This window comes from Type-C symbiont of Plautia stali (assembly GCF_059730935.1).
Genome location: NZ_AP035923.1, coordinates 240,571 through 263,437, shown reverse-complemented (window position 1 = coordinate 263,437; position 22,867 = coordinate 240,571). Strand labels below are relative to the sequence as shown.

Below are 22,867 nucleotides of genomic sequence, written 5' to 3'. Positions count from 1 at the left end.
CGCGTCGACAGCACCGGGGTTAGCTGTGGCAGTACAGGCGCGGCAGCCCGGCATAATTAATCATCTGGTCGCCATTGGGCAGCTGGTACATCTGGTAATAATCGTTATTGCCCTCGCGCGCTGGCGAAAACACGATCTGCGCCGCCAGTGCGGGCGGTACGGTGTCGTCTGCCAGGATACGTACGTTGCGCGTGGTGCTAAGCATGAAATCGCCCTGGCGGCGCCAGGTGGTATCGGATACGCGATGCAGGCGATAGTGGCGATCGCGTACCGTGACGGTGCCGGTCAGCGTTGAGCTGCCGCTGCCGTCCGCCTTAAAGCGCGTGCGAATGGTGGCATCAATCGCGCCAGCCGGCGCGCCTTCATGATCAATACGATACGGTACTTCACACCACTCCGGCACCGGTTCTGCCGGCCGCAGCAGCAGCGCCAGAGCCCACGGCAGCACAAAGGCCAGCACCACTGCCGTGGTGATTATCGCTTTACGCATCGGGTATCTCCTGCGCTGACACCATCCATGAAATACATTCGTTGTCCTTCTGCGCGATCGGTTTGGCGCACAGGAAGGTGCTGGAAAAGAGTCGGGTGCGCACCGGGTTGATATACACCATCGGCGGCGCTGAGCCATCCGGCAGGCGCGGCTGCCACTGCCGATAGCGCCGCAGCGCGTCCTGCACCACCCACGAATCGGCTTTCAGATGGCTGGGGATAAACACCTGGCTGTTCTGGATGCGCAGCAGCGGTCGGAAATCCAGCGCATCGTGCTGCACCGGCGCGAACATCTGGCGTGCCAGCAGCGCCAGCGCGACATTCACCAGCAGCAGCGCAACGATTACCCAGCGCAGCACAGGCCGCTTCTTCTTTACGCTGGCCGGCGCGGGCGCCGGTTGCGGACTGACCACCGCTGCCGCTGGCGTAGCCATCGGCTCATCGCTCAGCGGCGCCACATCGACCTGATCGGCCAGCACGCAGCCAATCAGCGGCACCTGATGCACCAGCGGACCCGGCGCGTGTGCCAGCTGTGCCTGCTGATTGATGGCGGCAATGGTGGCCGTCAGACGTTCGGCGAACGGTGTGTCGCTGGGGACGCGCTGGAACAGCGCATGCAGGGTCTGGTTGCGCACCAGTTTGCCATCCGCATCAATCACGCGCCGCAGAATGGCGGTTTGCAGCGGCGTCAGTGCCACGCGGTGCGCGGGCGACTGCACCGGAAAGAGGACCTGCTGGTCAACGTCAAAACAGAGACTTTTTGCAAATAAAACAAAGCGTGCCATGCGGCGCCCGATCTCCGGCAGAGAAACTGGCGCAAGTATAGATATTTTCGCTCGCCCGCGCATCTGCGCTGCGGCCTGCGTCGCGATTCAGACAATTTTTTTGCCGCGATTGCGGACCAAAACGGCCATAGTTTTAGCCAAAAAATAGCCAGTTATTGGCGGAAACATGACAAATATCACATTTAAACGGTATACTCTGTCGCGGGATGCAATAATTACCTGAGTAATAATTGCTTTGGCAGGCCAGGGAAAAAACCACTTTCACGGCTATGCTTTAATTTTCTCAACGCCGCGGACTGAACGCTCCACCGAGTCCGCAGCGTTGAGGACTTTTTGAATTCCAATACAGGGTAACCTCATGAAATTACGTAGGAAGCGTGTAAAACCTATTGGGCTGGATGACGTCACGATTATCGATGACGCTCGTTTACGTAAGGCCATTACCGCCGCGTCACTCGGTAACGCGATGGAATGGTTCGATTTCGGTGTTTATGGCTTTGTGGCCTACGCGCTGGGTAAAGTGTTCTTCCCGGACGCCTCGCCAGGCGTGCAGATGATTGCCGCGCTCGGGACCTTCTCGGTGCCGTTCCTGATCCGTCCGCTGGGCGGCCTGTTCTTCGGCATGCTGGGCGATAAATACGGTCGCCAGAAAATCCTGTCGATTACCATTGTCATCATGTCGATCAGTACCTTCTGTATCGGCCTGATACCGTCTTACGCCTCGATTGGCATCTGGGCACCGATACTGCTGCTGCTGGCGAAAATGGCGCAGGGCTTCTCGGTGGGCGGGGAATATACCGGTGCGTCGATCTTCGTCGCCGAGTATTCGCCGGACCGTAAGCGCGGCTTCATGGGAAGCTGGCTGGACTTTGGTTCGATTGCCGGCTTCGTGCTGGGCGCGGGCGTAGTGGTGCTGATCTCAACGGTGATTGGCGAGCAGAAATTCCTCGACTGGGGCTGGCGTATTCCGTTCTTCCTCGCGCTGCCGCTGGGCATTATCGGCCTGTATCTGCGTCACGCACTGGAAGAGACGCCAGCGTTCCAGCAGCATGTCGATAAGCTGGAGCAAGGCGACCGCGAAGGTCTGCGCGACGGCCCAAAAGTGTCGTTTAAAGAGATTGCCAGCAAACACTGGAAAAGCCTGCTGGCCTGTATCGGTCTGGTGCTTGCCACCAACGTGACCTATTACATGCTGCTGACCTACATGCCGAGCTATCTGTCGCATAACCTGCACTACTCGGAAGATCACGGCGTGCTGATTATCATCGCCATCATGATGGGGATGCTGTTTGTGCAACCGGTGATGGGCATGCTGAGCGACCGCTTCGGCCGTCGTCCGTTCGTGATCGTCGGCAGTATCGCCCTGTTCTTCTGTGCGATTCCGGCCTTTATGCTGATCAACAGTAACGTACTGGGGCTGATTTTTGCCGGTCTGCTGCTGCTGGCGGTGATCCTCAACGCCTTCACCGGCGTGATGGCCTCGTCACTGCCGGCGATGTTCCCGACGCACATTCGCTACAGTGCGCTGGCAAGCGCCTTCAATATCTCGATTCTGATTGCCGGTCTGACGCCAACCGTGACCGCCTGGGCGGTGGAAGCCAGCAACAATCTGTATATGCCGGCTTACTATCTGATGGTGGTGGCGGTGGTCGGTCTGGTGACCGGTCTGTACATGAAAGAGACCGCCAACAAACCGCTGCGCGGCGCGACACCGGCGGCATCGGACCTCGAAGAAGCGCGTGAGATTCTGCAGGAGCATCACGACAATATCGAGCAGAAGATTGAAGATATTGATGAAGAGATCGCCCGCCTTGAGGCGAAGCGGAAAAACCTGGTGCAGCAGCACCCGGACATCAACGAGTAATTTGCCCTTTCACTCCCGCCACCTGGCGGGAGTTTTGTTTCTGCGGTTGCCGGGTGCGTGAGAATGTGTGCTGCGGTGATGCTTCCAGGTGCGCATGAATGCGCACCCTACGGGTAACGGCGGGTTGGGATGCTGCAGTTGCCTGGTGCGCTGTAGGGTCGGCATTCATGCCGACCGGTAACAACGCCCGGCCCGCACCGCACACAATCCTTCATGCTACCCGGCGAAAAAGGGTAAACTGTCGCCACTTTTTTCACCAGCATAAGTTAACCGAGCATGTCTGATTTCAATCTCATTCAGCGCCCAAGAAGACTGCGCAAAAGCGCGTCGATGCGCGAACTGTTCCAGGAATCCCACCTCAGCCTGAACGATCTGGCCCTGCCGATCTTCGTTGAAGAAGGTGTGGATGATTACGTGCCAATCAACGCCATGCCGGGCGTGATGCGCATTCCGGAAAAACGTCTGGCGTACGAAATCGAACGCATCGCCAAAGCCGGTATCCGTTCGGTCATGACCTTCGGTATCTCGCACCACACCGATGCCACCGGCAGCGATGCGTGGAACGAAAACGGCCTGGTGGCGCGCATGTCGCGCATTTGCAAAGACACAGTGCCGGAAATGATCGTCATGTCCGATACCTGCTTCTGTGAATACACCAGTCACGGCCACTGCGGCGTACTGTGCGATCACGGCGTCGACAACGACCAGACGTTGATTAACCTCGGCAAACAGGCGGTGGTTGCTGCGCAGGCCGGTGCCGACTTCATCGCGCCGTCAGCAGCAATGGATGGCCAGGTGAAAGCGATTCGCCAGGCGCTGGACGCGGCCGGTTTTACCGATACCGCTATCATGTCCTACTCCACCAAATTCGCCTCGTCGTTCTACGGCCCGTTCCGTGAAGCAGCGGGCACCGCGCTGAAAGGCGACCGCAAAACCTATCAGATGAACCCGATGAACCGCCGTGAAGCGATTCGCGAGTCGCTGATTGATGAAGCGGAAGGTGCAGATTCGCTGATGGTCAAACCGGCAGGCGCTTACCTCGATATTCTGCGTGATATCCGCGAGCGCACCACGCTGCCGCTGGCGGCTTACCAGGTGAGCGGTGAGTACGCGATGATCAAATTTGCCGCTCAGGCGGGCGCCATTGATGAACGTAATGTGGTGCTGGAGAGCTTAGGTGCCATTAAGCGTGCCGGTGCAGATCTCATTTTCAGCTATTTCGCCCTTGATCTTGCCGAGCAAAAAGTGCTCTGATCCTCTCGTTACGCTAAACAATCGCGCATTGCCGCGGTTGTTTAGTGCTCTCTGCCCCTGCGCGGGCACGACATCCGGTTTGCTGTAACACATCCATCATTAACAAGAGTTACGCGATGAAAGCACCTGCACTGCCTGCGGACGAATCACAGCGTCTGGCCCAGTTACGTGCGCTCAACATTCTGCACACACCCACAGAAGAGCGTTTTGACCGTTTAACCCGCCTTGCCCGACGTCTGTTTGACGTTCCGGTCGCGATGGTCAGTCTGCTGGAGAATGACTATCAATGGTTTAAATCCAGCGACGGTTTTGATCGGCCAACCACCGCGCGTAACATCTCTTTTTGCGGTCATACCATCCTGCAGGATGAAGTGATGGTGGTAGAGGACGCGCTGGCCGACACGCGCTTCAGCGATAATCCGCTGGTTACCGATGCAGACAATCCGGTGCGTTTCTACGCGGGCTATCCGCTGCGCACGCCGTCCGGCGCCAAAGTCGGTACGCTGTGCATCATCGATAACCATGCGCGCCAGTTTAACGCGGAGGATCTGCACGCGCTGCGCGATCTGGCGGCCATGGCCGAAGCCGAGCTGGTAGCGTTTCAGACCGCGACGTCCGATGAGCTGACGCAAATCACCAACCGGCGCGGCTTTATGACGCTGGGTCAGATGGCGCTGAATGAGTGCCTGCTGAGACAGCTGCCCGCCAGCCTGACGTTTCTCGATCTCGACGGTTTTAAGGCCATCAATGACCGGCATGGTCACCGCGAGGGCGACCGCGCGCTGATGGACTTTGCCGATGCCATGAAGGTGAGTTTTCGCCATGCCGATATCTTTGCCCGGCTCGGCGGCGATGAGTTTGTGGTGCTGCTGAACGGCATTCGTCAGGACGAGGCGGAAGCGACGCTGGCGCGCTTCGCCCACTATCTGCAGAAACAGATGCAGGATCTGGAGCGGCGTTACACGCTGCAGTTTTCATCGGGCATCGTGGAATTTGATCCGCAGCAGCCGCAATCGCTGGAGCAGCTGCTGGAAAGCAGCGACGCACGTATGTACGCCGCCAAGTACCAGAAAAGGCAGCCGCGCAGATAGCCGCTCCTTAATGCGCCAGGTCGTCAATCAGCGTCTGATTAAACTTCGCTGGCGCTTCCATCTGCGGCGCGTGCCCCATGCCAGGGAACTCAATCAGTCGCGCGCCAGGAATCAGCTGTGCCACCTGTTTGCCCAGCACATTGTAATGGCCGAGCTGCGCTTTCACCGCCGGTGAAGCGATATCGCTGCCAATCGCGGTGGTATCGGCCGTGCCGATCATCAGCGTGGTCGGCACCTTCAGGTCTTTAAACTCGTAATAGACCGGCTGGGTGAAAATCATGTCGTAGATCAGCGCCGAATTCCACGCCACTTTCTCATGCCCCGGTCCTTTATTCAGCCCGGCCAACATCTGCACCCATTTGTCATATTCCGGCTTCCACTGGCCGCTGTAATAGGTGTGCTGCTCATATTTCTTAATGCCCGCCGCGTCGAGCTTCAGCTCGCGCTGATACCACTGATCCACCGAGCGCCACGGCGCGCCCTTCGCCTTCCAGTCCTCAAGGCCAATCGGATTGACCAGCACCAGCTTCTGCGTCTGCTGCGGATACATCAGTGCGTAACGCGTCGCCAGCATACCGCCGGTCGAGTGGCCAACGATCACCGCGTTCTCAACGCCGAGCTGCGCTAACAGTTGATGGGTGTTTTGCGCCAGTTGCTGGAAGCTGTACTGATAGCGGGCGGGTTTGGTGGAGGTGCAGAAACCAATCTGATCCGGCGCAATGACGCGATAGCCCTGCTGGCTCAGCGCGTTGATGGTGTCTTCCCAGGTGGCAGCGCAGAAGTTTTTACCGTGCATCAGAACCACTGTCTGACCGTTGGCCTGCTGCGCCGGCTTCACGTCCATATAGCCCATGCTGAGCGACTGCTGCTGGGAGGAGAAGGTAAAATGCTGCAGCGGATAAGGATAGTGAAACCCCTCCAGCTGCTCGCCATACACGGCCTCTGCGGCCTGCGCGCTGAGCGTGCCGCACAGCATCGCTGACGCCAGCGCTACGCTGAGTAACGGTTTTAATCGAAAACGAAACGTCATGTGACCTCTTCTGTACAGGGAAAAACCCTCAGTCTGGCACGAAAACCGCCGGTGGATATTGATGCGCCGTGCCGCCGCCCGTCACACCTTTAACTGTTAAGCCGCGCAAAGCGATAATCCATTTGCGTTAATAATAACGGCCGTAATTACGGCAACTATTCAACATCATCACAACATGTCGGCGATTAATTTCACGATAAACAAGACCAGTCTTGATGACAATTAATAAAAAAGCCATTTCCTGATAAAACTTTACGTTACGACAGTGCTTAAAAAGTTTAATTTAATTACACTGTGTCGAGTTATTGGAGGACCATAATGATGCAGCAAAAATACAACCAAGGGGTGATTGATTCGGTGACCGAATGGATTATGGCCAACCTGGATCAACGTTTGAGCATTGATGATATTGCACTGAAATCTGGCTATTCCAAATGGTATTTACAGAAACTGTTTGCCCGTTACCATAACGAAACGCTGGCGCGTTATATTCGCAAAAAGAAACTGATTTGTTGTGTGAACGAGCTGAAATTCAGCCGCACGCCAATTATCAGTCTGGCGGTTAAATACCATTTCGAAAGTCAGCAATCCTTTACCCGCTCGTTTAAACAGGTGATGGGCTGCACGCCGCTATTCTGCCGTAAACGCCAGCTGAGCGATGCTGCCGAAGCCCTGTTGCGCAGCAGTGACGATCCCTGTGCGCTGTGTCGCAAGGTCGGGTTTAATCGCAGCGAGCAGGAAAAACAGGTTGTTAATCCGGTAAGCGAAAATAATGGGAAGTTTCCAGCGCGTATTAGCTGCGCGGTACGTTAATCACGTCTGATATTTCGGGAAAATATTTTAACCGCACAGGTTTAAGCGGCGCGATTTATTGTGCTGATGTTCAGGTGCACCGTGCCCACTCAGGCATTGCGCAATAAATTGCGCCGCTACGGTACGTGCGAAAACTCATTTCGGTGCCTGTCGACCGCACAGATTGTAGCGGCGCGATTTATCGCGCTGATGTTGAATTGCACCGTGTCCATTCAGGCATCGCGCAATAAATTGCGCCGTTACGGTACGCGCGAAATGTCATTTCGGTGCCTGTTGACCGCACAGATTGTAGCGGCGCGATTTATCGCGCTGATGTTGAGTTGCACCGTGCCCATTCAGGCATCGCGCAATAAATTGCGCCGTTACGGTACGTGCAAAATGTCATTTCGGTGCCTGTTGACCGCACAGATTGTAGCGGCGCGATTTATCGCGCTGATGTTGAGTTGCACCGTGCCCATTCAGGCATCGCGCAATAAATTGCGCCGTTACGGTACGTGCAAAATGTCATTTCGGTGCCTGTCAACCGCACAGATTGTAGCGGCGCGATTTATCGCGCTGATGTTGAGGTGCACCGTGTCCATTCAGGCATTGCGCAATAAATTGCGCCGCTACGGTACGTGCGAAATATCATTTCGGTGCCTGTTGACCGCACAGATTGTAGCGGCGCGATTTATCGCGCTGATGTTCCGCCGCACCGTGCCTGTCCGGCCGGTGAAACCCTGTTATTTCTCAGCGCACCGGCTGGCCCGGCAGCAGCTTATCTGACATCAACTGGCGGCAGACAAATGCGTCCTGCCGCGCCTGCTGCTGCTGTTGCGGTGACAAATCCTGCCACACCGTTTGCAGATGCTCCGCCAGCCCGGACTGGAAATAAATCTTCTGCAGCGCGTAATCCGAATTACCGCCTTCAATAATCTGCTGCATCGCCTGCGCGCTGTTATCGCGCCCGTCATGGGTCAGCGTACAAAAGGTCGCGATGTAATAAGCCTTGTCCTCATCACTGTAATGCGGCATCAGCCACCAGACCAGCGCACTGATAACCAGCAGCAGCGGCAGCAGGAATTTGATTTTTAACATGGATTTATTGACCAGCTGAAAAAGAAACCGCCGCGATCTTAACAGATTCGCCGCGCCATGCCGCACGCCATTTTCAGGCTTTTCTCCGGCAGATTGAGACGAGGCTTAACGGGTGATACACCGATGTGCTTATAAAGTAGCCCGCTCAATTTTCCTCGTCATTCAGGGAATGAACATCATGAAAAAAAGCCAGCTGGCGCTGCTGATTGGTACCTTATGCCTTAGCGGTTCACCCTATGCCGGGATTATGCGCCATGACATTGACGTGCAGGAATACCGCGATTTTGCCGAAAACCGGGGCAAATATGCTATCGGTGCCACCGATATTCCTCTCTATCGCAAAGATGGCACTTTTTAAGGCTATGTACTGGACGTGCCGATGCCGGACTTTAGCATGGTCAGCGACGAGGGTTTCAGCTCATTTATCGCGCCATCTTTTGTCACAGGCGCCAAACATATTCGATATGTCCTGTCGCTGAACTTAGGCAACAAAGCCAGGTTCGCGCCGACTTACCGCGGCATTAACTATAACGATGATCCTTCGAGAGATTTTCACTTGCCGCGGGTGAATAAGGTAATTGTTGAAAGCGCGCCTACCCCATACATCACCGAAGAAGACTTTCTGTCAAATCGCAGTCGTTATACCGTATATGCGCGCCTGGGTGCCGGTTATCAGCAAATTGATGATTCCGAATCCGGTAAATTGATACCCATCGATGGGGCCTACGTCTATAACACTGGTGGAACCTTCAAACCCGAAGCCATTACAACTTTCTATCATTACTACATAAAGTGGCGAACCTTCGCGCCAGATAATCCGGCATTTTCTCCGTTGAGCATTGGTACCCGTCCAGGTGATAGCGGTAGTCCGATATTTGCCTGGGACAGTATCGACAAGCGCTGTAAAACTGCAGGCCAGCTGGATCGATAGCGATCGCAACCACAACGGCGCACAGGTGAGCTACGATAATCCGCTGCAATGGCAGCTCTCCGGCGGCGTAAAATACGACTTCCGCCTCAACGAGAAGCTGAAGCTGGGCGCGGAAACGCGCTACGTGCAGCGCATCAGCCAGCGCGATGGGGTGGCGATTGGTGACGGCCAGCAGGCGGCGCGCTTCGCCACCGGACGCGGCGGCAACAGCCTGCAGTACAGCGGTTACGCCGGCTGGCAGGTGCTGGATAATCTGGAGCTTAACACCCAGCTTCAGGGCCAGCAGCGCCTGACGCAGGAAGGCATCAGCGACTGGAATCTGCAGGCCGGTGTGAAAATCAGTTTTTAATCGCGGCTCTCATCACGCATCAGCCCGGGACATGTCTTACCGGGCTTTTTTATGCTTTTCTGAAAAAAAACCAGACAAAACTTAATTGCCACGTTAGTCGGTCGCTTTAGGTTTGCGATTCTCGCTATTTTCATCCATGGAAGAGAATATGAAACTTACCCCGCTGACGCTGGTGATCAGTACGTTCTGTTATAGCCTTCCTGCATTCGCTGATGAGCGCTACCCTGCATTTTCCACATCACAAAATAATAACGTTAACGCTGCGAATATTCCGCACCCACCGGAATCCTTTCATGGTCCATCAACCCAGGAAATCCCTGAGCTGCCGCTGATGGCGCAGGTCAGCCGCCAGACCGGCGAAGGGATTAAACAGCTTGGGAAAATGATCGCCCGCGGCTCGTGGTTTGATGAGATCAATCCGGCAACCTCGGGCCTGGTGCGATCCAGCGTGCTGGCCGGCAATAACAGCCATCATTTGTGGTATTACCGGTTACAAAACGTGGTTGTGACCGGTGAGCCAGACAATGGTATTCCTCAGTTAATTGATACACCGGAAGGCGTGACGCCAGCACCCGGTCGTGGCGAAGTTGTCATATTGCCGCCACCGCCGCCGCCTGAGCCGGAACCGCCACAGCTCACACCCGCGCCACAAATCCCGACCTATCTCGCCCTGCCCAACTTGCTGTATGCCTTCAACGACACCATGCAAACCCGCTTCCACTTTGCTGCCCGGCAGATGAGCCTGGATGATCATCACAACCTGTTTGTCTATGGCTATAGCGGCGGCGAGCGTTACCGCAGTGCGCAGGGCGATAGCGATGCCACCAGCCGCTACCAGGGCTGGATGCTGGGCGCGCGCTGGACGCCAGAAGCGGAACAGAGCCCGCTGGCCTTGAGTGCGGGCGTGCACAAAGGCGTAGTGACTATGCTGTCGGATACGCCGGCGGGACGCAGCCAGCTGCGTATGCAAACCCAGGGTATTAATGCGCTGATCGGCATTCAGCCGCCTGAGGGCTGGCAGCTGGAGGTACCGCTGGGGCTGACGCATTATCGCGGCACTTTACGCCATGAAACCCAGGGTGAAGTGGCGCGGATCAGCGCTGTTAGCGGCAATATCGGCGCAGAAGCCGGCTGGCGCTGGCAGCAGGATGCGCATAGCCTGATGCCGCTGGCCGCAGCCGGTGTGCAGTGGTTGCATATTGCGGATTTTACCGAGCAACAGGGTGCACAGGTGAACTATCAGCTGGCGCCGCAGTTCAGCCTGGCTGGCGGTGTTAAGTATGATTATCAGCCGCTATCGTCAGTGAAGATGGGGCTGGAGGCGCGTTATGTCTGGCACAGCGGTAGGCAGAATACGCTGGATGCCGGCGATATGCGTGGGTTATCGATTGAGCGCGCCCGTCACAGCGCCCAGCTGGGCGGTTACGTCAGCTGGCAGCTGCATGAAAACGTCGAGATCGGCACGCAGTTGCAGGTGCAGCAGCGGCTGGATCGCCCCGGCGTGAGCGACTGGAATGTACTGAGCGGCGTGAAAGTGGCGTTTTAAACCAGTAGAAGGACGCAGATTGTTGTAGCGGCACGATTTATCGCGCAATTTCAATTACCGCACCGCGGCGGAATGCGCAATAAATTACGCCGCTACCATCCGTGCGGTTATCTGCGGCATCACATGGAAGGGATATCTGCACGATACGTCGCGCCATCATGATTTATTGCGGATGAGATATCTGCATTATCCCGCCGCACAAACCGTAGCGGCGCGATTCATCGCGCATTTCAATTACCGCACCGCGGCGGAATGCGCAATAAATTGCGCCGCTACCATCCGTGCGGTTATCTGCGGCATCACATGGAAGGGATATCTGCACGATACGTCGCGCCATCTGCGGATGCGATTTCTGCATTATCCAGTCGCACAAACCGTAGCGGCGCGATTCATCGCGCATTTCAATTACCGCACTACTCCATCACGACGCCTGCAAATAATGCATTACCGACTGGTTCAGCGTATCCAGCTTCTCTTCCAGCAGCAGAAGCCCTTCGCGGATGACCTCCTGATCTTCAGCGCTTTGGCAGGCGCGCTCGATCTGCCCGCACAGATCATCGATCTCGCCGGCGTAAATGATCTGCGCCGATCCGCCCAGCCGGTGCAGCGATGAGGCCAGTGCCGGCCAGTCCTGCGCATCAAAATGGCGCCAGCACTGCTGCATATCGTTGCGGCTCTCCTCGCCGACCTTTTCCAGCATCTTCGCCACCATCGCATCGTCGTGATACACCATGGCGCGCAGCGATTCGAGCGACAGCAGCGAATCCAGCGCCGGCACTTCGGCGGCCGGCTCGTTGCTGCTCAGCAGCTCGGCCAGCTTGTCAATTTTCAGCGGCTTGAACAGGCAGGCATTCATGCCCGCTTCCAGACAGCGCACGCGCACGTCCGACTGCGCATTCGCCGTCAGACCAAAAATTTTCACCGCGTTGCCGCTGCGGCGCAGGGTCTGCGTCAGTTCGATGCCGCTCATGCCCGGCATATTGCAGTCGGTAATGATCAGATCGAACGCCTGATGCGCCAGCAGCGCCAGCGCCTCTTCGCCGCTGCTGGCTTCGCTGATCTGCTGGCCCAGCTCGCTGAGCTGGCTTCGCAGCAGCAGGCGGTTGGCCGGATGGTCGTCGACCACCAGAATATTCAGCTGCGGCAGCGCACGGCTGCGCGCCACGCGGGTTTTCTCCAGCAGCTTGCGCGCCCGGCGTGCCGGCATCATCACGTTAAGCTGAATCAGCGTGCCGCGTCCCGGCTGGCTGTTGAGGTTCATGGTGTCCTGCATCTTCTCCAGCAGCTGGGCGCTAATCACCAGGCCAAGGCCGGTGCCGGTCTGCTTGCGGCCCTCTTCGGTCTGGGCAAACGGCTGAAACAGTTTGGCCTGGTCGGCAGCGCTGATGCCTACGCCGCTGTCTTCGATCTCAATTTCCAGCTCCAGCGAACCGTCTTCCCACTCATGGCCGATCACCCGCACTTCCACGCCGCCTTCGTGGGTAAACTTGATGGCGTTATTGATGTAATTGGCGATCACCTGGCGGAAGCGCGCGGCATCGATAAACACTTCCAGCCCCGGCGGCGTGTCGCTGTGATAGTGCAGCGTCAGATTTTTGCCGCTGGCCATGCCGTCAAATAACCGCACCACCGGCAGCACCAGCTGCTCGGTGCTGACCCACTCCGGCATCAGCTCCAGCTGACCGCTCTCAATCTTGGCCATGTCGAGGATATCGCCAATCAGCCCCAGCAGCGTATTGGCCGACTCGTAGGCGATTTGAATGGCTTCGTTGTCGCGCTGTTTACGCCCTTCCAGTTCCAGCAGGCCGATGATGGCGCTGATCGGCGTGCGGATCTCATGGCTCATGGTGGCGAGGAACGAACTCTTGGCGCGGTTGGCCTCATCCGCCACCTTTTTCTCCGCCTGCAGCGCCAGCATCAGCAGTTCGTAGGCGGTGACATCCTGCCAGCCGCAGATCAGCCCGGTAATATTGCCCTGCGCATCACGCTGCTCCTGCGCCCAGTGGTGCACCATGCGCGCTTCGCTGCCGTTTTCGATCTCAATTTCCAGATCCTGTGCGGTATCGCCCCACAAACTGTTGTGCGCCAGCGCCACCAGTTCCGGGTCGTTGACCGCTTCCGGGCTCATCAGCGGATAGAGTTTGCTGATCAGCGGCGACAGCGGATGGCGCTGATCGTAAAGCGAAAAGCTCAGGCGTTGCGCGTCAACGCCGGCAAAAAAGCGCTGAAACGCACCGTTAGCACTGACCACGTTCCAGTTGCGATCCAGCACGTAGACCGGCGTTGGCAGGCCATTCAGCAGCGCATCGCGAAAGCGCAGTTCAGCCTGCAGGTCAGCTTCTGCGCGACGGCGATGCTTCACCTCTTTGCCGCGATAGTAAACCCACGCCAGACAGGCGATCAGCAGCAGCGCGGTCAGCAGAGAGATGGCGTAAAACTGCGCGCGGTACAGCGGCCAGGTAGTGCGCGTAGTCTGCGGTGTGCCCTGCCAGCGGCTGGCAATCAGCGAGATTTCGCTCGGCTGAATGTCGGCCAGCGCCTTATCAATAATGCTCAGCAACTCCGGCTGATCGCGGCTGACGGCAAAGCTCAGCTCCACCGGCGGCAGCGCCAGGCGCGACACGATCTTCAGCGGCTGCTGCGCGTAGCGCGCCAGTAACGTGTTCACGCTCAGCTGGTTATCGATCAGCCCGGCGACCTTGCCCTCCTGCAATAGCTGCAGCGCCAGGCTGGCGTTATCCACTTCAGACAGCTGCAGCGTGGGGAAGCGATCCAGCAGCGCCTGACGCGCCGGATTGCCTTTGACGATACTGAGCTTCATGCCGGGATAGAGCGCCTGCGGCGCATCGGGCTGGTCCGGCACCAGCAGCACCAGCGGCACCTTCAGGTAAGGCCGGGTAAAGCGCACCTCCTCCTGATGGCCGCCATCCTGCTCCACCGCCGCCAGCATCGCTACCTGATGCTGCTCCAGCTGCTGTAGGCCGTCACGCCACGAATACGCCGGCACCGGGGTGAAAAACAGCCCGGTGCGCAGCTGGATCAGATGCAGCAGATCGGCGCTAATGCCCTGAAATTCACCCTGCTCATCCAGCAGCGCCAGCGGTGCAGAGAACGGATTGAACGCCACTTTCACCTGCGCATGCTGCTGCAGCCACTGCTGCTCGCGCGGCGTCAGGCTGAGCGGCTCCTGCAGGCGCCAGACGTCCGGCCGCTGCGTCCACTGCCGCGAAATCAGCCGCTGCTGTTCGCCGGGAATGGCGGCGATGGCGGCATTCAGTGCTTGCAACAACGGCTGATTATCGGCTTTCACCACCAGACGGCTGCCATAGAGGGCGTCCTGCGGCAAAATCGCGGCCAGCGCCAGCTGATTGACATAGCTGCGCTCAATCAGAAATGCTGCCGCCAGCAGGCTGCCGAGCGCATAGTCCGCTTCGCCACTGGCCACTGCCGCCAGCGCCGCCTGGCTGGAGGGATAACGCACTATACTGGCCTGCGGAAAACGCTGTTTGATTTGAGCATCGGTAAGAGAGCCTTCGCGCATGGCGAGGCGCAGCGGCGCATCGTAGGGCACCGGCTGTGAGGCCTGCTTCTCCGCAGCAATCACCACCGGACGATTGATGAGAAAACTGTCTGTCGCCCTGAAGGCCGCCGCATCGTGCAGTTCGCGCCCCGGCGAGCTAAACAAGGCGTCCGCCGCGCCGCTTTTCACCGCTGCCTGCGCCGCCGTCTGACTGGGATAACGCACCATCACCGCCTGCACGCCAAGATTACGCGCCAGCAGTTGCAGATAATCGGCGTAGATCCCTTCCACGCTGTTGCCGCTGCCCGCTGCCTCCTGAAAGATCAGATAAGGCGGCAGCTCCGGTGCCCACACCGCGATGCGCAGCTCATGTTTAATGCGCAGCCAGCGCCACTCGTCACCGCTCAACTCAATATGCATCGGTGCCAGCTTTTCACGGCTGAACAACTGAAATATCTCGGGCTGCGGCTGGGCGGCTAACAGCGGGCTCAACAGCAGCAGAAGCAGAGTGACCAGGCGCAGCATCGCTACTCCATATGATTACGATTGGCAAAGGCAAAGAGATCGCGCAGGCTCTGACAATGCAACTTATCCAGCAGACGGCTTTTATAAGTAGAAACGGTTTTATTGCTAAGATTCATGCGGTTAGCAATGCGCATGTTATCCAGCCCCTTCAACAGGTAGTTAAATACCTGAAACTCCTGCGGCGAAAGCGACTCCAGTAGCCGGATATCGGGATGAGTGCTGCTCTGTTCCGGGGGTGCATTAATACCGGCTAACGGAAAGTAGCCATAACCATTTTGTGCCGCCCGAATTGCGGTGATGATTTCCGGCAAATTGTCTTTTTTACTGATAAAACCATTTGCGCCACAGCGAATACTCTGTATTGCATAGAAACTCTGATTCTTACCTGAGACGATAATAATAATACCCGGAAAACTCCTGGCGCGCAGAGTTTTTACGACTTCAATACCATTTATCGAGTGAATATCAATATCCATTACGACGATTTCCGGGTAATGCTGATCAACCAGCTCGAGTGCTTCGCGACCATCATCAGTTTCGGCAATTAAGGTATGCCCTTCTTTTTCAAGTAAAAAAGTTACAGCCATACGCGCCATGGGATGATCGTCGACGACGATAAAGTTCGCCATGATTCATTTCCTGTCAGTAGCCAAATATAAACTTCCTCTATCCAACTATTAGACTAATAAATTCAACAAATAATCAATAATAATCAAATAACAAAACGTAGGCCACGTCCTACACGGCACCGATGAACAATCCCATATCTTTGTAAGAACATTAATCGTATGATCTTCATGTCGCAATTAATCACCCTGTAAACAATTTCACAAACCGTCATAAAATAAGAGCACAAAAATGGGAATGGATATTCTGTTCAACACTGGTGACGATAATAAACCAAAAAAAATCATTATTGCGCTAAGCTGCAATTTTGCACTGACGGGGTTACACGAGCTTTGCCGTTCACTCCCGGGATGTGAAGTGCAAACGATACTGGGTGCGCCAGAAGCGATATCAGATGAGCTCATGTTTAGTTATGCCGATTTAGTGATTACCGACCTGCCTCGTGATGCAGCAGGTCTGGCAGAATTACTTCTCATCCCTGAGTGGTTCAAAGGCAATACGTTGATTTTATTGGATGAAGAGACTACAGCGATGCGTCGCACGCTTCTGGACGCAGACTTCAGTGATGTAGTAATGAAAAAAGAAAATTTAACGACACTACGTCAGGTAATACATAATCTGTTGCAAGCTAAACCTGAATCGGTTGAAGAACAGTTAATCGGGAAAAACGCCCTCATACGTGAAAAACGCGTCATTTGCGCTTTATTACGCGGAGTGAAACCGTCTTTGATTGCCCGAGAGATGGGACTGCACCCACGTGAAATCAGTCGTAGCAAAATTAATTGCCTGGCAAGAAGCGGTTTTTCATCGCTTAATGCCATGCTGGCGTGCGCATCAAGGACATCACAATGATGTCACTTTCAGTTAATAAAATTTTCTTGCGTTAACAGCGCTCGATTTTTAACACGGAGGGAATAATCCGATAACAACAAAATGCTAACTTTAACAGCGCGACACAATTTTGTTGAAGCAGTATCCTTCAGGCTTTAATTTCCCCTGCCATGGCCGTGTCCAAAACAAATCAGACGTTAAATACCACCTATCCATACATCGCCTGTCTGGTCGAACAGGAAAAATTTCCCGGCTGCAGGGCTGATCACCAGCCTTAGCTTACACCTTTGCGGCTGCAGCTCCCCCAGCGCCAGCGTGCGCGCGTCATTGAAATCCGTCACCAGCGCCGGAAAATGCGCCATGCCGTTAATCTGCGCCCGGTACTCGCGCATCATGCCGCGTCGCAGGTGCTGCACATCGTTAGTGAGCCAGCGCGGCAGGCTGTTCGCCAGCTGATGCGCTGCCACCGGCCCGCCGGTGTAAGCCAGCAAACGCACGCGCGCCTGGCGCGGTGGCTGAATAAAGTGGTGAATGAACCAATCCATATATGCGTCTTTCATCCCTGCGCTTCCCCTGTGCTGACCGGCTGGCCTCAGGCTATTTTAAGGACTGGCAGGTTTAAGGTTAATGAGACCAGGCCTACGCGCCGGTCAGTGCAGTCTGACAAATGGGGGAGATTCTTAGTCGTTTGGGTTTGGGTTTGCCCTCACCCCGGCCCTCTCCCGCAAGCGGGAGAGGGAGTGGTCCGCTGCGGGCGGGGAATGCAGTACGTAACATTTGTTAACCGGGAAGGCGCAGCGAGTGGAAATGTGAAAGGCATGCACCGGCCAGTTCCCTCTCCCGCTTGCGGGAGAGGGTTAGGGTGAGGGAAAAACCACTCGACTATTAAAAAATTAAACCGCCTGCGCGCACGCCCACGCCGAGCTCCACGCCCACTGGAAATTGTAGCCACCGAGCCAGCCCGTCACGTCCACCACTTCGCCGATGAAATAGAGCCCCGGCACGTCGCGCGCTTCCATGGTCTTTGACGACAGCTGCGAAGTATCCACGCCGCCCAGCGTCACTTCGGCGGTGCGATAGCCTTCGGTGCCGTTTGGCTGCACGCGCCACTGGTGCAGCGTGGTGACCAGCTCGCTCTGTTGCTTGCTGTTGAGCTGCTTCAGCGTCACGTCGGGAATCTGCTGCAGCTCCTGCAGCACTTCCACCAGCCGCTTCGGCAGGATCTTCGCCAGGCTGTTTTTCAGGCTGAGGTTGGGATGCGCCGCGCGCTGCACGTCGATAAAATCGTCCAGTGCGGTCTCCGGCGACAGGTTGACGGTGACAAACTCGCCCGGCTGCCAGTAGCTGGAGATCTGCAGCACCGCCGGACCGGACAGGCCGCGGTGGGTAAACAGCATCGCCTCTTTAAACAGCGTGCCGTCCTGAGCGGTGATGGTGGTCGGCAGCGCCACGCCGGAAAGCGTGTTCAGCTGCTCCAGCAGCGGCTTGTGCAGCGTAAACGGTACCAGCGCGGCGCGCGTCGGATGGACGCGCAGGCCAAACTGTTCCGCCACTTTATAACCGAACGGTGTTGCCCCCAGTCCCGGCATCGACAGACCACCGCTGGCGATCACCAGCTTGTCCGCGTGAACCGCCGAGCCATTCAGCTGCAGCGTATAACCGTCGTCGTCGCGCGCCACGCTCAGCACTTCGCTGCGCAGCCGCAGCGTCACCTGGCCGGCTTCACACTCTTTCAGCAGCAGATCAACAATCTGCTGCGCCGAATCATCGCAGAACAGCTGGCCGAGAGTTTTCTCGTGCCAGGCGATGCCGTGACGATTAACCAGATCGATAAAATCCCACTGGGTGTAGCGCGCCAGCGCCGATTTGCAGAAGTGCGGATTATGTGACAGGTACGCCGCCGGTTCGGTGTACAGATTAGTGAAGTTGCAGCGGCCGCCGCCGGACATCAGAATTTTGCGCCCTGCCTTCTTGCCGTTATCCAGCAGCAGCACGCGACGGCCTAATTGCCCGGCCTGCGCCGCGCAGAACATGCCGGCCGCGCCTGCACCAATAATGATAACGTCAAACTTTTCCACTGCCTTAACCCACCTGATTGAAAGGCGCTGATTGTAGAGATCTGCGGCTTTTCGCGCCAGCGACAAAAAATTGCCGTAAATGTGTCATATTGTAACTTGCTCATTTTGCGGTCTTTTTGCCATTAATTACCTGCTGGATGACAAATTTAAGACAAAAAAGAGCTATATTTTTCTTTCCCATAGCGCACGTTGTCGCAGATAATGCGCCGCGTTCATGTCCTCCAAAATGGCGTAACGTTTATGCTACATCTGTTTGCTGGTCTTGACCTAAGCACCGGCCTGTTATTGGTTCTTGCTCTGCTGTTTGTGTTGTTTTACGAAGCAATCAACGGCTTTCACGACACTGCCAACGCGGTCGCTACAGTCATTTACACCCGTGCGATGCGGGCGCAACTGGCGGTTGTGATGGCCGGTGTGTTCAACTTCTTAGGTGTGCTGCTCGGCGGTTTGAGCGTGGCCTATGCCATTGTGCATATGCTGCCAACCGATTTGCTGTTGAATGTCGGTTCGGCGCATGGGCTCGCCATGGTGTTCTCCATGTTGCTGGCGGCGATTATCTGGAACCTCGGTACCTGGTATCTCGGCTTACCGGCGTCCAGTTCGCACACGCTGATCGGCGCCATCATCGGTATTGGTCTCACCAATGCGCTGATGACCGGCACGTCGGTGGTGGATGCGCTGAACCTGCCGAAAGTCATCAATATTTTCCTCTCCCTGATTCTGTCGCCGATTGTTGGTCTGATCATTGCGGGTGGCCTGATTTTCCTGCTGCGTCGCTACTGGAGCAGCACCAAAAAACGGGCTCGCATTCACATGACGCCTGCTGACCGCGAGAAGATCGACGGCAAGAAAAAGCCACCGTTCTGGACACGTATCGCGCTGATTGTCTCCGCCATTGGCGTGAGCTATTCGCACGGTGCCAACGACGGTCAGAAAGGCATCGGCCTGATCATGCTGGTGCTGATTGGCGTCGCGCCGGCGGGATTTGTGGTGAATATGAATGCCTCCGGTTATGACATCACCCGTACGCGCGATGCGGTGAATCATCTTGAGCAGTATTACCAGCAGCACGGCCAGTCGCTGACGCACATCGTGCAGATGGCACCACCGGCGGTGCCGACGCCGGAAGAGTCGCTCGGCGGCCCGCAGGAGTTCCATTGTGATAGCTCCCGTGCGCTTGATGCGATTAACCGTGCGCAGGGTCTGCTGGGTAACCTGCAGAGCTACAGCGATCTCACGCCTGACCAGCGCGGTCAGATGCGTCGTCTGCTGCTGTGCATCTCCGACACCGCGGACAAAGCCGCTAAGCTGCCGGAGACCAGCGCCGACGATAAGCGCTTCCTCAATAAGCTGAAAGGCGATCTGCTCGGCACCATCGAGTATGCGCCGGTCTGGATTATCGTGGCGGTCGCGCTGGCGCTCGGCATCGGTACCATGATTGGCTGGCGCCGCGTGGCGACCACCATCGGCGAGAAGATCGGTAAAAAAGGCATGACGTATGCGCAGGGCATGTCGGCCCAGGTCACGGCGGCGGTGTCGATTGGTATCGCCAGCTACACCGGGATGCCGGTTTCGACCACGCACATTCTGTCATCGTCGGTTGCCGGTACCATGCTGGTAGATGGCGGTGGGCTGCAGAGCCGCACCATCAAAAATATCGCGATGGCCTGGGTATTCACCCTGCCAGTGTGTATTTTGCTGTCTGGCTCGCTGTACTGGATTGCGCTAAAGCTGATTTAACGCTTCAGCGTTGCAGGGTTCTGTCGTGGTGCGTTGCGAATACAATACAGCGCGCCGCGACAGAACCCGCTCCCCTTCTCAGTGCCAAATCGCTAAGGCGATCAGGCTCACCACCACCAGAAAACACAGCCCGCTGGTCAGAACAAACTGACCACGCACCCGCTCGCAGCGACGAATAAATTCATCGTCGTGATGATCGCGATAGCGTTTCTCCCAGATATAGCGCACCAGCCGCACCTGCTTGCTCGGCTGACCGTGGGACGTAAAGAAACCGGCACCATCAACATACTGATACAGCAACGGATCGCACCCGCGCAGCACCGCCAGCAGTGAGCGCAACGATGAGAAGTAACGCGCCATATTCACCAGACAAACCACACACAGAGCCCAAAAAAGCGCGATAGTGCTGATCATGTTCCCCTCCCGGCTGGAGCCGCAATGACGTTACCTGCAGCGGGGAAAAGCTGCAGACGCCCCACGGGAAATAAGCCAGCCACAGATGAATCGAATTGCATTGTTGTTATGCGGACCTGAGCGCGCTACCCGGACGGGAGTGGCCCTCATTTTCAGTGTAGGAGATCTGTTTAAATTTTTTCCAGCGATGATTTTCGTTCAGCGCGAGCGAAAAAAGCGATAACCCATGATCTGACTCACAGCCGGGCTTCGGTTTGCAGCATTTGCTACCCACTCTGGCTATACTCGGGATATAACAATTATTCGCCTGCGTGGCTGACATTGTGGTTGGTGGCGCTTCATCGCCGTTACGCGCAAAGGATTACGCCAGCCGAACGGCAGAAATTCGGGTTGCCCCAGAATCTTGAGAAAGGAGTTTTATCATGGCTTATAAACACATCCTGATTGCAGTAGACCTTTCCCCGGAAAGCCAGTTGCTGGTTGATAAAGCGGTATCACTGGCCCGTCCTTATGATGCAAAAATCTCGCTGATTCACGTTGATGTGAACTATTCAGATCTCTACACCGGGCTGATTGACGTCAACCTCGGCGACATGCAGAAGCGTATTTCGGAAGAGACGCACACCGCGCTGCGCGAGCTTTCCACCAATGCCGGTTATCCGATTAGCGAAACCCTGAGCGGCAGCGGCGATCTCGGCCAGGTGCTGGTGGACGCGATTAAAAAATACGATGTCGATTTGGTGGTGTGCGGCCATCATCAGGATTTCTGGAGCAAGCTGATGTCGTCGGCGCGCCAGCTGATCAATACCGTGCATATCGATATGCTGATTGTGCCGCTGCGCGACGAGGAAGAGGAATAACCAGTAAAAAAGCCCCTCGGACCGAGGGGCAAAAGACTGCAATAACAGAACAACTACAACATGGCTTAGGGAAATGAGTGACGCTTACGGCTGTTGGTTCAGCGCCACCCGCACCACCACCCGGCGATTCGGCGCGTTACAGGCAATCTGCGCGGCGCGCGATCCTTCACAAAACTCCACCACCGGTTCACTGCTGCCCGCGCTGCTGGCGCGGATCACAGTGGCCGGCAGGCCGCCGTCAATCAGCATCTGGCGTACCGTAGCAGCGCGCTGCTGGCCGAGCTGGCGGTTGGCGCTGGCGTTACCAATCGGGTCGGTGTGACCAATCACTTCGAGGCTTTTCAGCTCGGCGCGATCGCGCTGCAGCTCGGCAATCAGCGCACCGACCGCGCGGCGGCCGGCGGCGGAGATATCGCCAATCGACGATTTGCCAAAGTTGAACAGCACGTCACCGGCCAGCACGTAGTCTTTATAGCTGCGCGGCGCCAGGTTGTCACACTTCACGACCGATGACGCACGCGACAGCGCGTGGATCTGCTGCTGCGCCCCGTTGAGTTCCCGCTCCGCCTGCTGGCGGCTGACCACCTGCGGCTGGCCGGTAGTGACGTTGCCGAGGCGCACAAAGTAGGTGGTGCCGCCGGCAAAGTTGTCGCGCCACGCCTGGGCGCGCTTACCGCTGTAGCGCGGCGCGTCTTTCATGTAGTTATCCAGCGAGTGGCTGCCCGGTTTGAGGCAGAAGACGCTGAAACCGCCCGGCAGCAGCGCGGTCTGGAATTCGCCGTCGACATACACATGCGCCGCGTCTTTGCCCGTCTGGGCAAGGGTGCGGTAATAAACTACCTGCGATTGCGACGCCGGCACGCCGCTCACCGGCTGATACAGCTCGCCAAACGGTTTTGCTGCCAGCGCGGTATGACTAAATGTAACGGAGCCGGCCAGCAGTGCGGCCAGCAGGGTAAGGCTGAAAGTTTTCATAACTCCTCCACGGGTGCCCAAAAGGGCACCCGATTAGTATTGATGGTTAACAGGTTAAAAAAGCCACG

The 22,867-nt window shown here is 56.6% G+C and carries 21 protein-coding genes and 1 pseudogene; 11 read left to right on the top strand and 11 right to left on the bottom strand.

Features of this window, described 5'->3' with window-relative positions; all coding sequences use genetic code 11:
* Nucleotides 1–19 precede the first annotated feature (19 nt).
* Both AC6I7J_RS01160 and AC6I7J_RS01155 read right to left on the bottom strand, forming a co-directional pair.
* A complete protein-coding gene (locus AC6I7J_RS01160; RefSeq protein ID WP_021508122.1) occupies nucleotides 20–490 on the bottom strand; it encodes a hypothetical protein in 471 nt (156 codons plus the stop codon).
* Nucleotides 483–1,274, bottom strand: a complete 792-nt coding sequence (locus AC6I7J_RS01155; RefSeq protein ID WP_215480651.1) for a hypothetical protein — start codon at nucleotides 1,272–1,274, stop codon at nucleotides 483–485. Before AC6I7J_RS01155 ends, AC6I7J_RS01160 begins: the two co-directional genes overlap by 8 nt.
* Before the next feature lie 358 nt (nucleotides 1,275–1,632).
* Here AC6I7J_RS01155 and proP point away from each other — a divergent pair, with 358 nt between their 5' ends.
* The 3 genes from proP to AC6I7J_RS01140 all read left to right on the top strand — a co-directional run bounded on the left by proP (nucleotide 1,633) and on the right by AC6I7J_RS01140 (nucleotide 5,483).
* Entirely contained in the window at nucleotides 1,633–3,138 is a 1,506-nt protein-coding gene (gene proP / locus AC6I7J_RS01150) for a glycine betaine/L-proline transporter ProP (RefSeq protein WP_058759333.1), read from the top strand.
* A 276-nt stretch (nucleotides 3,139–3,414) separates the two neighbouring features.
* Nucleotides 3,415–4,392, top strand: a complete 978-nt coding sequence (hemB, locus tag AC6I7J_RS01145; RefSeq protein ID WP_031279816.1) for a porphobilinogen synthase — start codon at nucleotides 3,415–3,417, stop codon at nucleotides 4,390–4,392.
* Nucleotides 4,393–4,508: 116 nt separating this feature from the next.
* Complete coding sequence (locus AC6I7J_RS01140; protein ID WP_498006570.1) at nucleotides 4,509–5,483, top strand: GGDEF domain-containing protein; 975 nt, start codon at nucleotides 4,509–4,511, stop codon at nucleotides 5,481–5,483.
* A gap of 7 nt (nucleotides 5,484–5,490) precedes the next feature.
* Here the strand turns inward: AC6I7J_RS01140 and AC6I7J_RS01135 are convergent, their stop codons facing one another.
* Entirely contained in the window at nucleotides 5,491–6,459 is a 969-nt protein-coding gene (locus AC6I7J_RS01135) for an alpha/beta fold hydrolase (protein WP_498007199.1), read from the bottom strand.
* Between the two features lie 372 nt (nucleotides 6,460–6,831).
* On the opposite strand from AC6I7J_RS01135, the gene AC6I7J_RS01130 reads away from it, so the two are divergent.
* Nucleotides 6,832–7,326, top strand: a complete 495-nt coding sequence (locus AC6I7J_RS01130) for a helix-turn-helix domain-containing protein (protein WP_058759336.1) — start codon at nucleotides 6,832–6,834, stop codon at nucleotides 7,324–7,326.
* An 81-nt stretch (nucleotides 7,327–7,407) separates the two neighbouring features.
* Nucleotides 7,408–8,091 carry a hypothetical protein gene (locus AC6I7J_RS01125; RefSeq protein ID WP_498006568.1) on the top strand — a complete coding sequence of 228 codons (684 nt, stop codon included), beginning with the start codon at nucleotides 7,408–7,410 and terminating at the stop codon, nucleotides 8,089–8,091.
* Here AC6I7J_RS01125 and AC6I7J_RS01120 read toward each other — a convergent pair.
* Nucleotides 8,056–8,403 (bottom strand): hypothetical protein, encoded by a 348-nt coding sequence (locus AC6I7J_RS01120; protein WP_498006566.1) that lies wholly within the window; start codon nucleotides 8,401–8,403, stop codon nucleotides 8,056–8,058. The two genes, AC6I7J_RS01125 and AC6I7J_RS01120, sit on opposite strands and share 36 nt — an antisense overlap.
* 169 nt (nucleotides 8,404–8,572) lie before the next feature.
* Here AC6I7J_RS01120 and AC6I7J_RS01115 point away from each other — a divergent pair.
* The 3 genes and pseudogenes from AC6I7J_RS01115 to AC6I7J_RS01105 all read left to right on the top strand — a co-directional run bounded on the left by AC6I7J_RS01115 (nucleotide 8,573) and on the right by AC6I7J_RS01105 (nucleotide 11,229).
* A pseudogene (locus AC6I7J_RS01115) lies at nucleotides 8,573–9,334 on the top strand (S6 family peptidase).
* A 25-nt stretch (nucleotides 9,335–9,359) separates the two neighbouring features.
* Complete coding sequence (locus AC6I7J_RS01110) at nucleotides 9,360–9,683, top strand: hypothetical protein (RefSeq protein ID WP_498006564.1); 324 nt, start codon at nucleotides 9,360–9,362, stop codon at nucleotides 9,681–9,683.
* 148 nt (nucleotides 9,684–9,831) lie between these two features.
* Nucleotides 9,832–11,229, top strand: coding sequence for an autotransporter domain-containing protein (locus AC6I7J_RS01105; protein ID WP_498006562.1), 1,398 nt, complete (start codon nucleotides 9,832–9,834; stop codon nucleotides 11,227–11,229).
* 163 nt (nucleotides 11,230–11,392) lie between these two features.
* On the opposite strand, the gene AC6I7J_RS01100 is transcribed toward AC6I7J_RS01105, so the two are convergent.
* Genes AC6I7J_RS01100 through AC6I7J_RS01090 form a run of 3 tightly spaced genes read right to left on the bottom strand, consistent with a single transcriptional unit; the run spans nucleotide 11,393 to nucleotide 15,903 of the window.
* Nucleotides 11,393–11,629, bottom strand: a complete 237-nt coding sequence (locus AC6I7J_RS01100) for a hypothetical protein (RefSeq protein ID WP_058780205.1) — start codon at nucleotides 11,627–11,629, stop codon at nucleotides 11,393–11,395.
* A gap of 21 nt (nucleotides 11,630–11,650) precedes the next feature.
* Nucleotides 11,651–15,274, bottom strand: a complete 3,624-nt coding sequence (locus AC6I7J_RS01095) for a response regulator (RefSeq protein ID WP_498006560.1) — start codon at nucleotides 15,272–15,274, stop codon at nucleotides 11,651–11,653.
* A gap of 2 nt (nucleotides 15,275–15,276) precedes the next feature.
* Nucleotides 15,277–15,903: a response regulator gene (locus tag AC6I7J_RS01090; protein WP_059012542.1), complete on the bottom strand. Its 627-nt coding sequence runs from the start codon at nucleotides 15,901–15,903 to the stop codon at nucleotides 15,277–15,279.
* 229 nt (nucleotides 15,904–16,132) lie between these two features.
* On the opposite strand from AC6I7J_RS01090, the gene AC6I7J_RS01085 reads away from it, so the two are divergent.
* Nucleotides 16,133–16,753 carry a hypothetical protein gene (locus tag AC6I7J_RS01085; RefSeq protein WP_338670653.1) on the top strand — a complete coding sequence of 207 codons (621 nt, stop codon included), beginning with the start codon at nucleotides 16,133–16,135 and terminating at the stop codon, nucleotides 16,751–16,753.
* 176 nt (nucleotides 16,754–16,929) lie between these two features.
* Here AC6I7J_RS01085 and AC6I7J_RS01080 read toward each other — a convergent pair whose 3' ends face one another.
* Both AC6I7J_RS01080 and AC6I7J_RS01075 read right to left on the bottom strand, forming a co-directional pair.
* Nucleotides 16,930–17,277 (bottom strand): hypothetical protein, encoded by a 348-nt coding sequence (locus tag AC6I7J_RS01080; protein ID WP_394515767.1) that lies wholly within the window; start codon nucleotides 17,275–17,277, stop codon nucleotides 16,930–16,932.
* A 348-nt stretch (nucleotides 17,278–17,625) separates the two neighbouring features.
* Nucleotides 17,626–18,810: a BaiN/RdsA family NAD(P)/FAD-dependent oxidoreductase gene (locus tag AC6I7J_RS01075; RefSeq protein ID WP_498006557.1), complete on the bottom strand. Its 1,185-nt coding sequence runs from the start codon at nucleotides 18,808–18,810 to the stop codon at nucleotides 17,626–17,628.
* Nucleotides 18,811–19,050: 240 nt separating this feature from the next.
* Between AC6I7J_RS01075 and pitA the strand changes: the two genes are divergently transcribed.
* A complete protein-coding gene (gene pitA / locus AC6I7J_RS01070; protein ID WP_021508108.1) occupies nucleotides 19,051–20,550 on the top strand; it encodes an inorganic phosphate transporter PitA in 1,500 nt (499 codons plus the stop codon).
* 78 nt (nucleotides 20,551–20,628) lie between these two features.
* On the opposite strand, the gene uspB is transcribed toward pitA, so the two are convergent.
* The gene (gene uspB / locus AC6I7J_RS01065; RefSeq protein ID WP_010618665.1) at nucleotides 20,629–20,964 is read right to left on the bottom strand and encodes a universal stress protein UspB; all 336 of its coding nucleotides are present in this window, start codon (nucleotides 20,962–20,964) and stop codon (nucleotides 20,629–20,631) included.
* A 422-nt stretch (nucleotides 20,965–21,386) separates the two neighbouring features.
* On the opposite strand from uspB, the gene uspA reads away from it, so the two are divergent.
* Nucleotides 21,387–21,824, top strand: a complete 438-nt coding sequence (gene uspA / locus AC6I7J_RS01060) for a universal stress protein UspA (RefSeq protein WP_021508107.1) — start codon at nucleotides 21,387–21,389, stop codon at nucleotides 21,822–21,824.
* Nucleotides 21,825–21,908: 84 nt separating this feature from the next.
* Here uspA and AC6I7J_RS01055 read toward each other — a convergent pair whose 3' ends face one another.
* Nucleotides 21,909–22,799, bottom strand: a complete 891-nt coding sequence (locus AC6I7J_RS01055) for an OmpA family protein (RefSeq protein WP_498006555.1) — start codon at nucleotides 22,797–22,799, stop codon at nucleotides 21,909–21,911.
* Between the last annotated feature and the right edge of the window lie 68 nt (nucleotides 22,800–22,867).

What these genes read in the sequence shown, in the direction of transcription:
- AC6I7J_RS01160 (WP_021508122.1), bottom strand. Translation starts at nt 490, where the DNA reads ATGCGTAAAGCGATAATCACCACGGCAGTGGTGCTGGCCTTTGTGCTG.
- AC6I7J_RS01155 (WP_215480651.1), bottom strand. Translation starts at nt 1,274, where the DNA reads ATGGCACGCTTTGTTTTATTTGCAAAAAGTCTCTGTTTTGACGTTGAC.
- proP (WP_058759333.1), top strand. Translation starts at nt 1,633, where the DNA reads ATGAAATTACGTAGGAAGCGTGTAAAACCTATTGGGCTGGATGACGTC.
- hemB (WP_031279816.1), top strand. Translation starts at nt 3,415, where the DNA reads ATGTCTGATTTCAATCTCATTCAGCGCCCAAGAAGACTGCGCAAAAGC.
- AC6I7J_RS01140 (WP_498006570.1), top strand. Translation starts at nt 4,509, where the DNA reads ATGAAAGCACCTGCACTGCCTGCGGACGAATCACAGCGTCTGGCCCAG.
- AC6I7J_RS01135 (WP_498007199.1), bottom strand. Translation starts at nt 6,459, where the DNA reads ATGCTGTGCGGCACGCTCAGCGCGCAGGCCGCAGAGGCCGTGTATGGC.
- AC6I7J_RS01130 (WP_058759336.1), top strand. Translation starts at nt 6,832, where the DNA reads ATGATGCAGCAAAAATACAACCAAGGGGTGATTGATTCGGTGACCGAA.
- AC6I7J_RS01120 (WP_498006566.1), bottom strand. Translation starts at nt 8,403, where the DNA reads ATGTTAAAAATCAAATTCCTGCTGCCGCTGCTGCTGGTTATCAGTGCG.
- AC6I7J_RS01105 (WP_498006562.1), top strand. Translation starts at nt 9,832, where the DNA reads ATGAAACTTACCCCGCTGACGCTGGTGATCAGTACGTTCTGTTATAGC.
- AC6I7J_RS01100 (WP_058780205.1), bottom strand. Translation starts at nt 11,629, where the DNA reads ATGCGCGATGAATCGCGCCGCTACGGTTTGTGCGACTGGATAATGCAG.
- AC6I7J_RS01095 (WP_498006560.1), bottom strand. Translation starts at nt 15,274, where the DNA reads ATGCTGCGCCTGGTCACTCTGCTTCTGCTGCTGTTGAGCCCGCTGTTA.
- AC6I7J_RS01090 (WP_059012542.1), bottom strand. Translation starts at nt 15,903, where the DNA reads ATGGCGAACTTTATCGTCGTCGACGATCATCCCATGGCGCGTATGGCT.
- AC6I7J_RS01085 (WP_338670653.1), top strand. Translation starts at nt 16,133, where the DNA reads ATGGGAATGGATATTCTGTTCAACACTGGTGACGATAATAAACCAAAA.
- AC6I7J_RS01080 (WP_394515767.1), bottom strand. Translation starts at nt 17,277, where the DNA reads ATGGATTGGTTCATTCACCACTTTATTCAGCCACCGCGCCAGGCGCGC.
- pitA (WP_021508108.1), top strand. Translation starts at nt 19,051, where the DNA reads ATGCTACATCTGTTTGCTGGTCTTGACCTAAGCACCGGCCTGTTATTG.
- uspB (WP_010618665.1), bottom strand. Translation starts at nt 20,964, where the DNA reads ATGATCAGCACTATCGCGCTTTTTTGGGCTCTGTGTGTGGTTTGTCTG.
- uspA (WP_021508107.1), top strand. Translation starts at nt 21,387, where the DNA reads ATGGCTTATAAACACATCCTGATTGCAGTAGACCTTTCCCCGGAAAGC.
- AC6I7J_RS01055 (WP_498006555.1), bottom strand. Translation starts at nt 22,799, where the DNA reads ATGAAAACTTTCAGCCTTACCCTGCTGGCCGCACTGCTGGCCGGCTCC.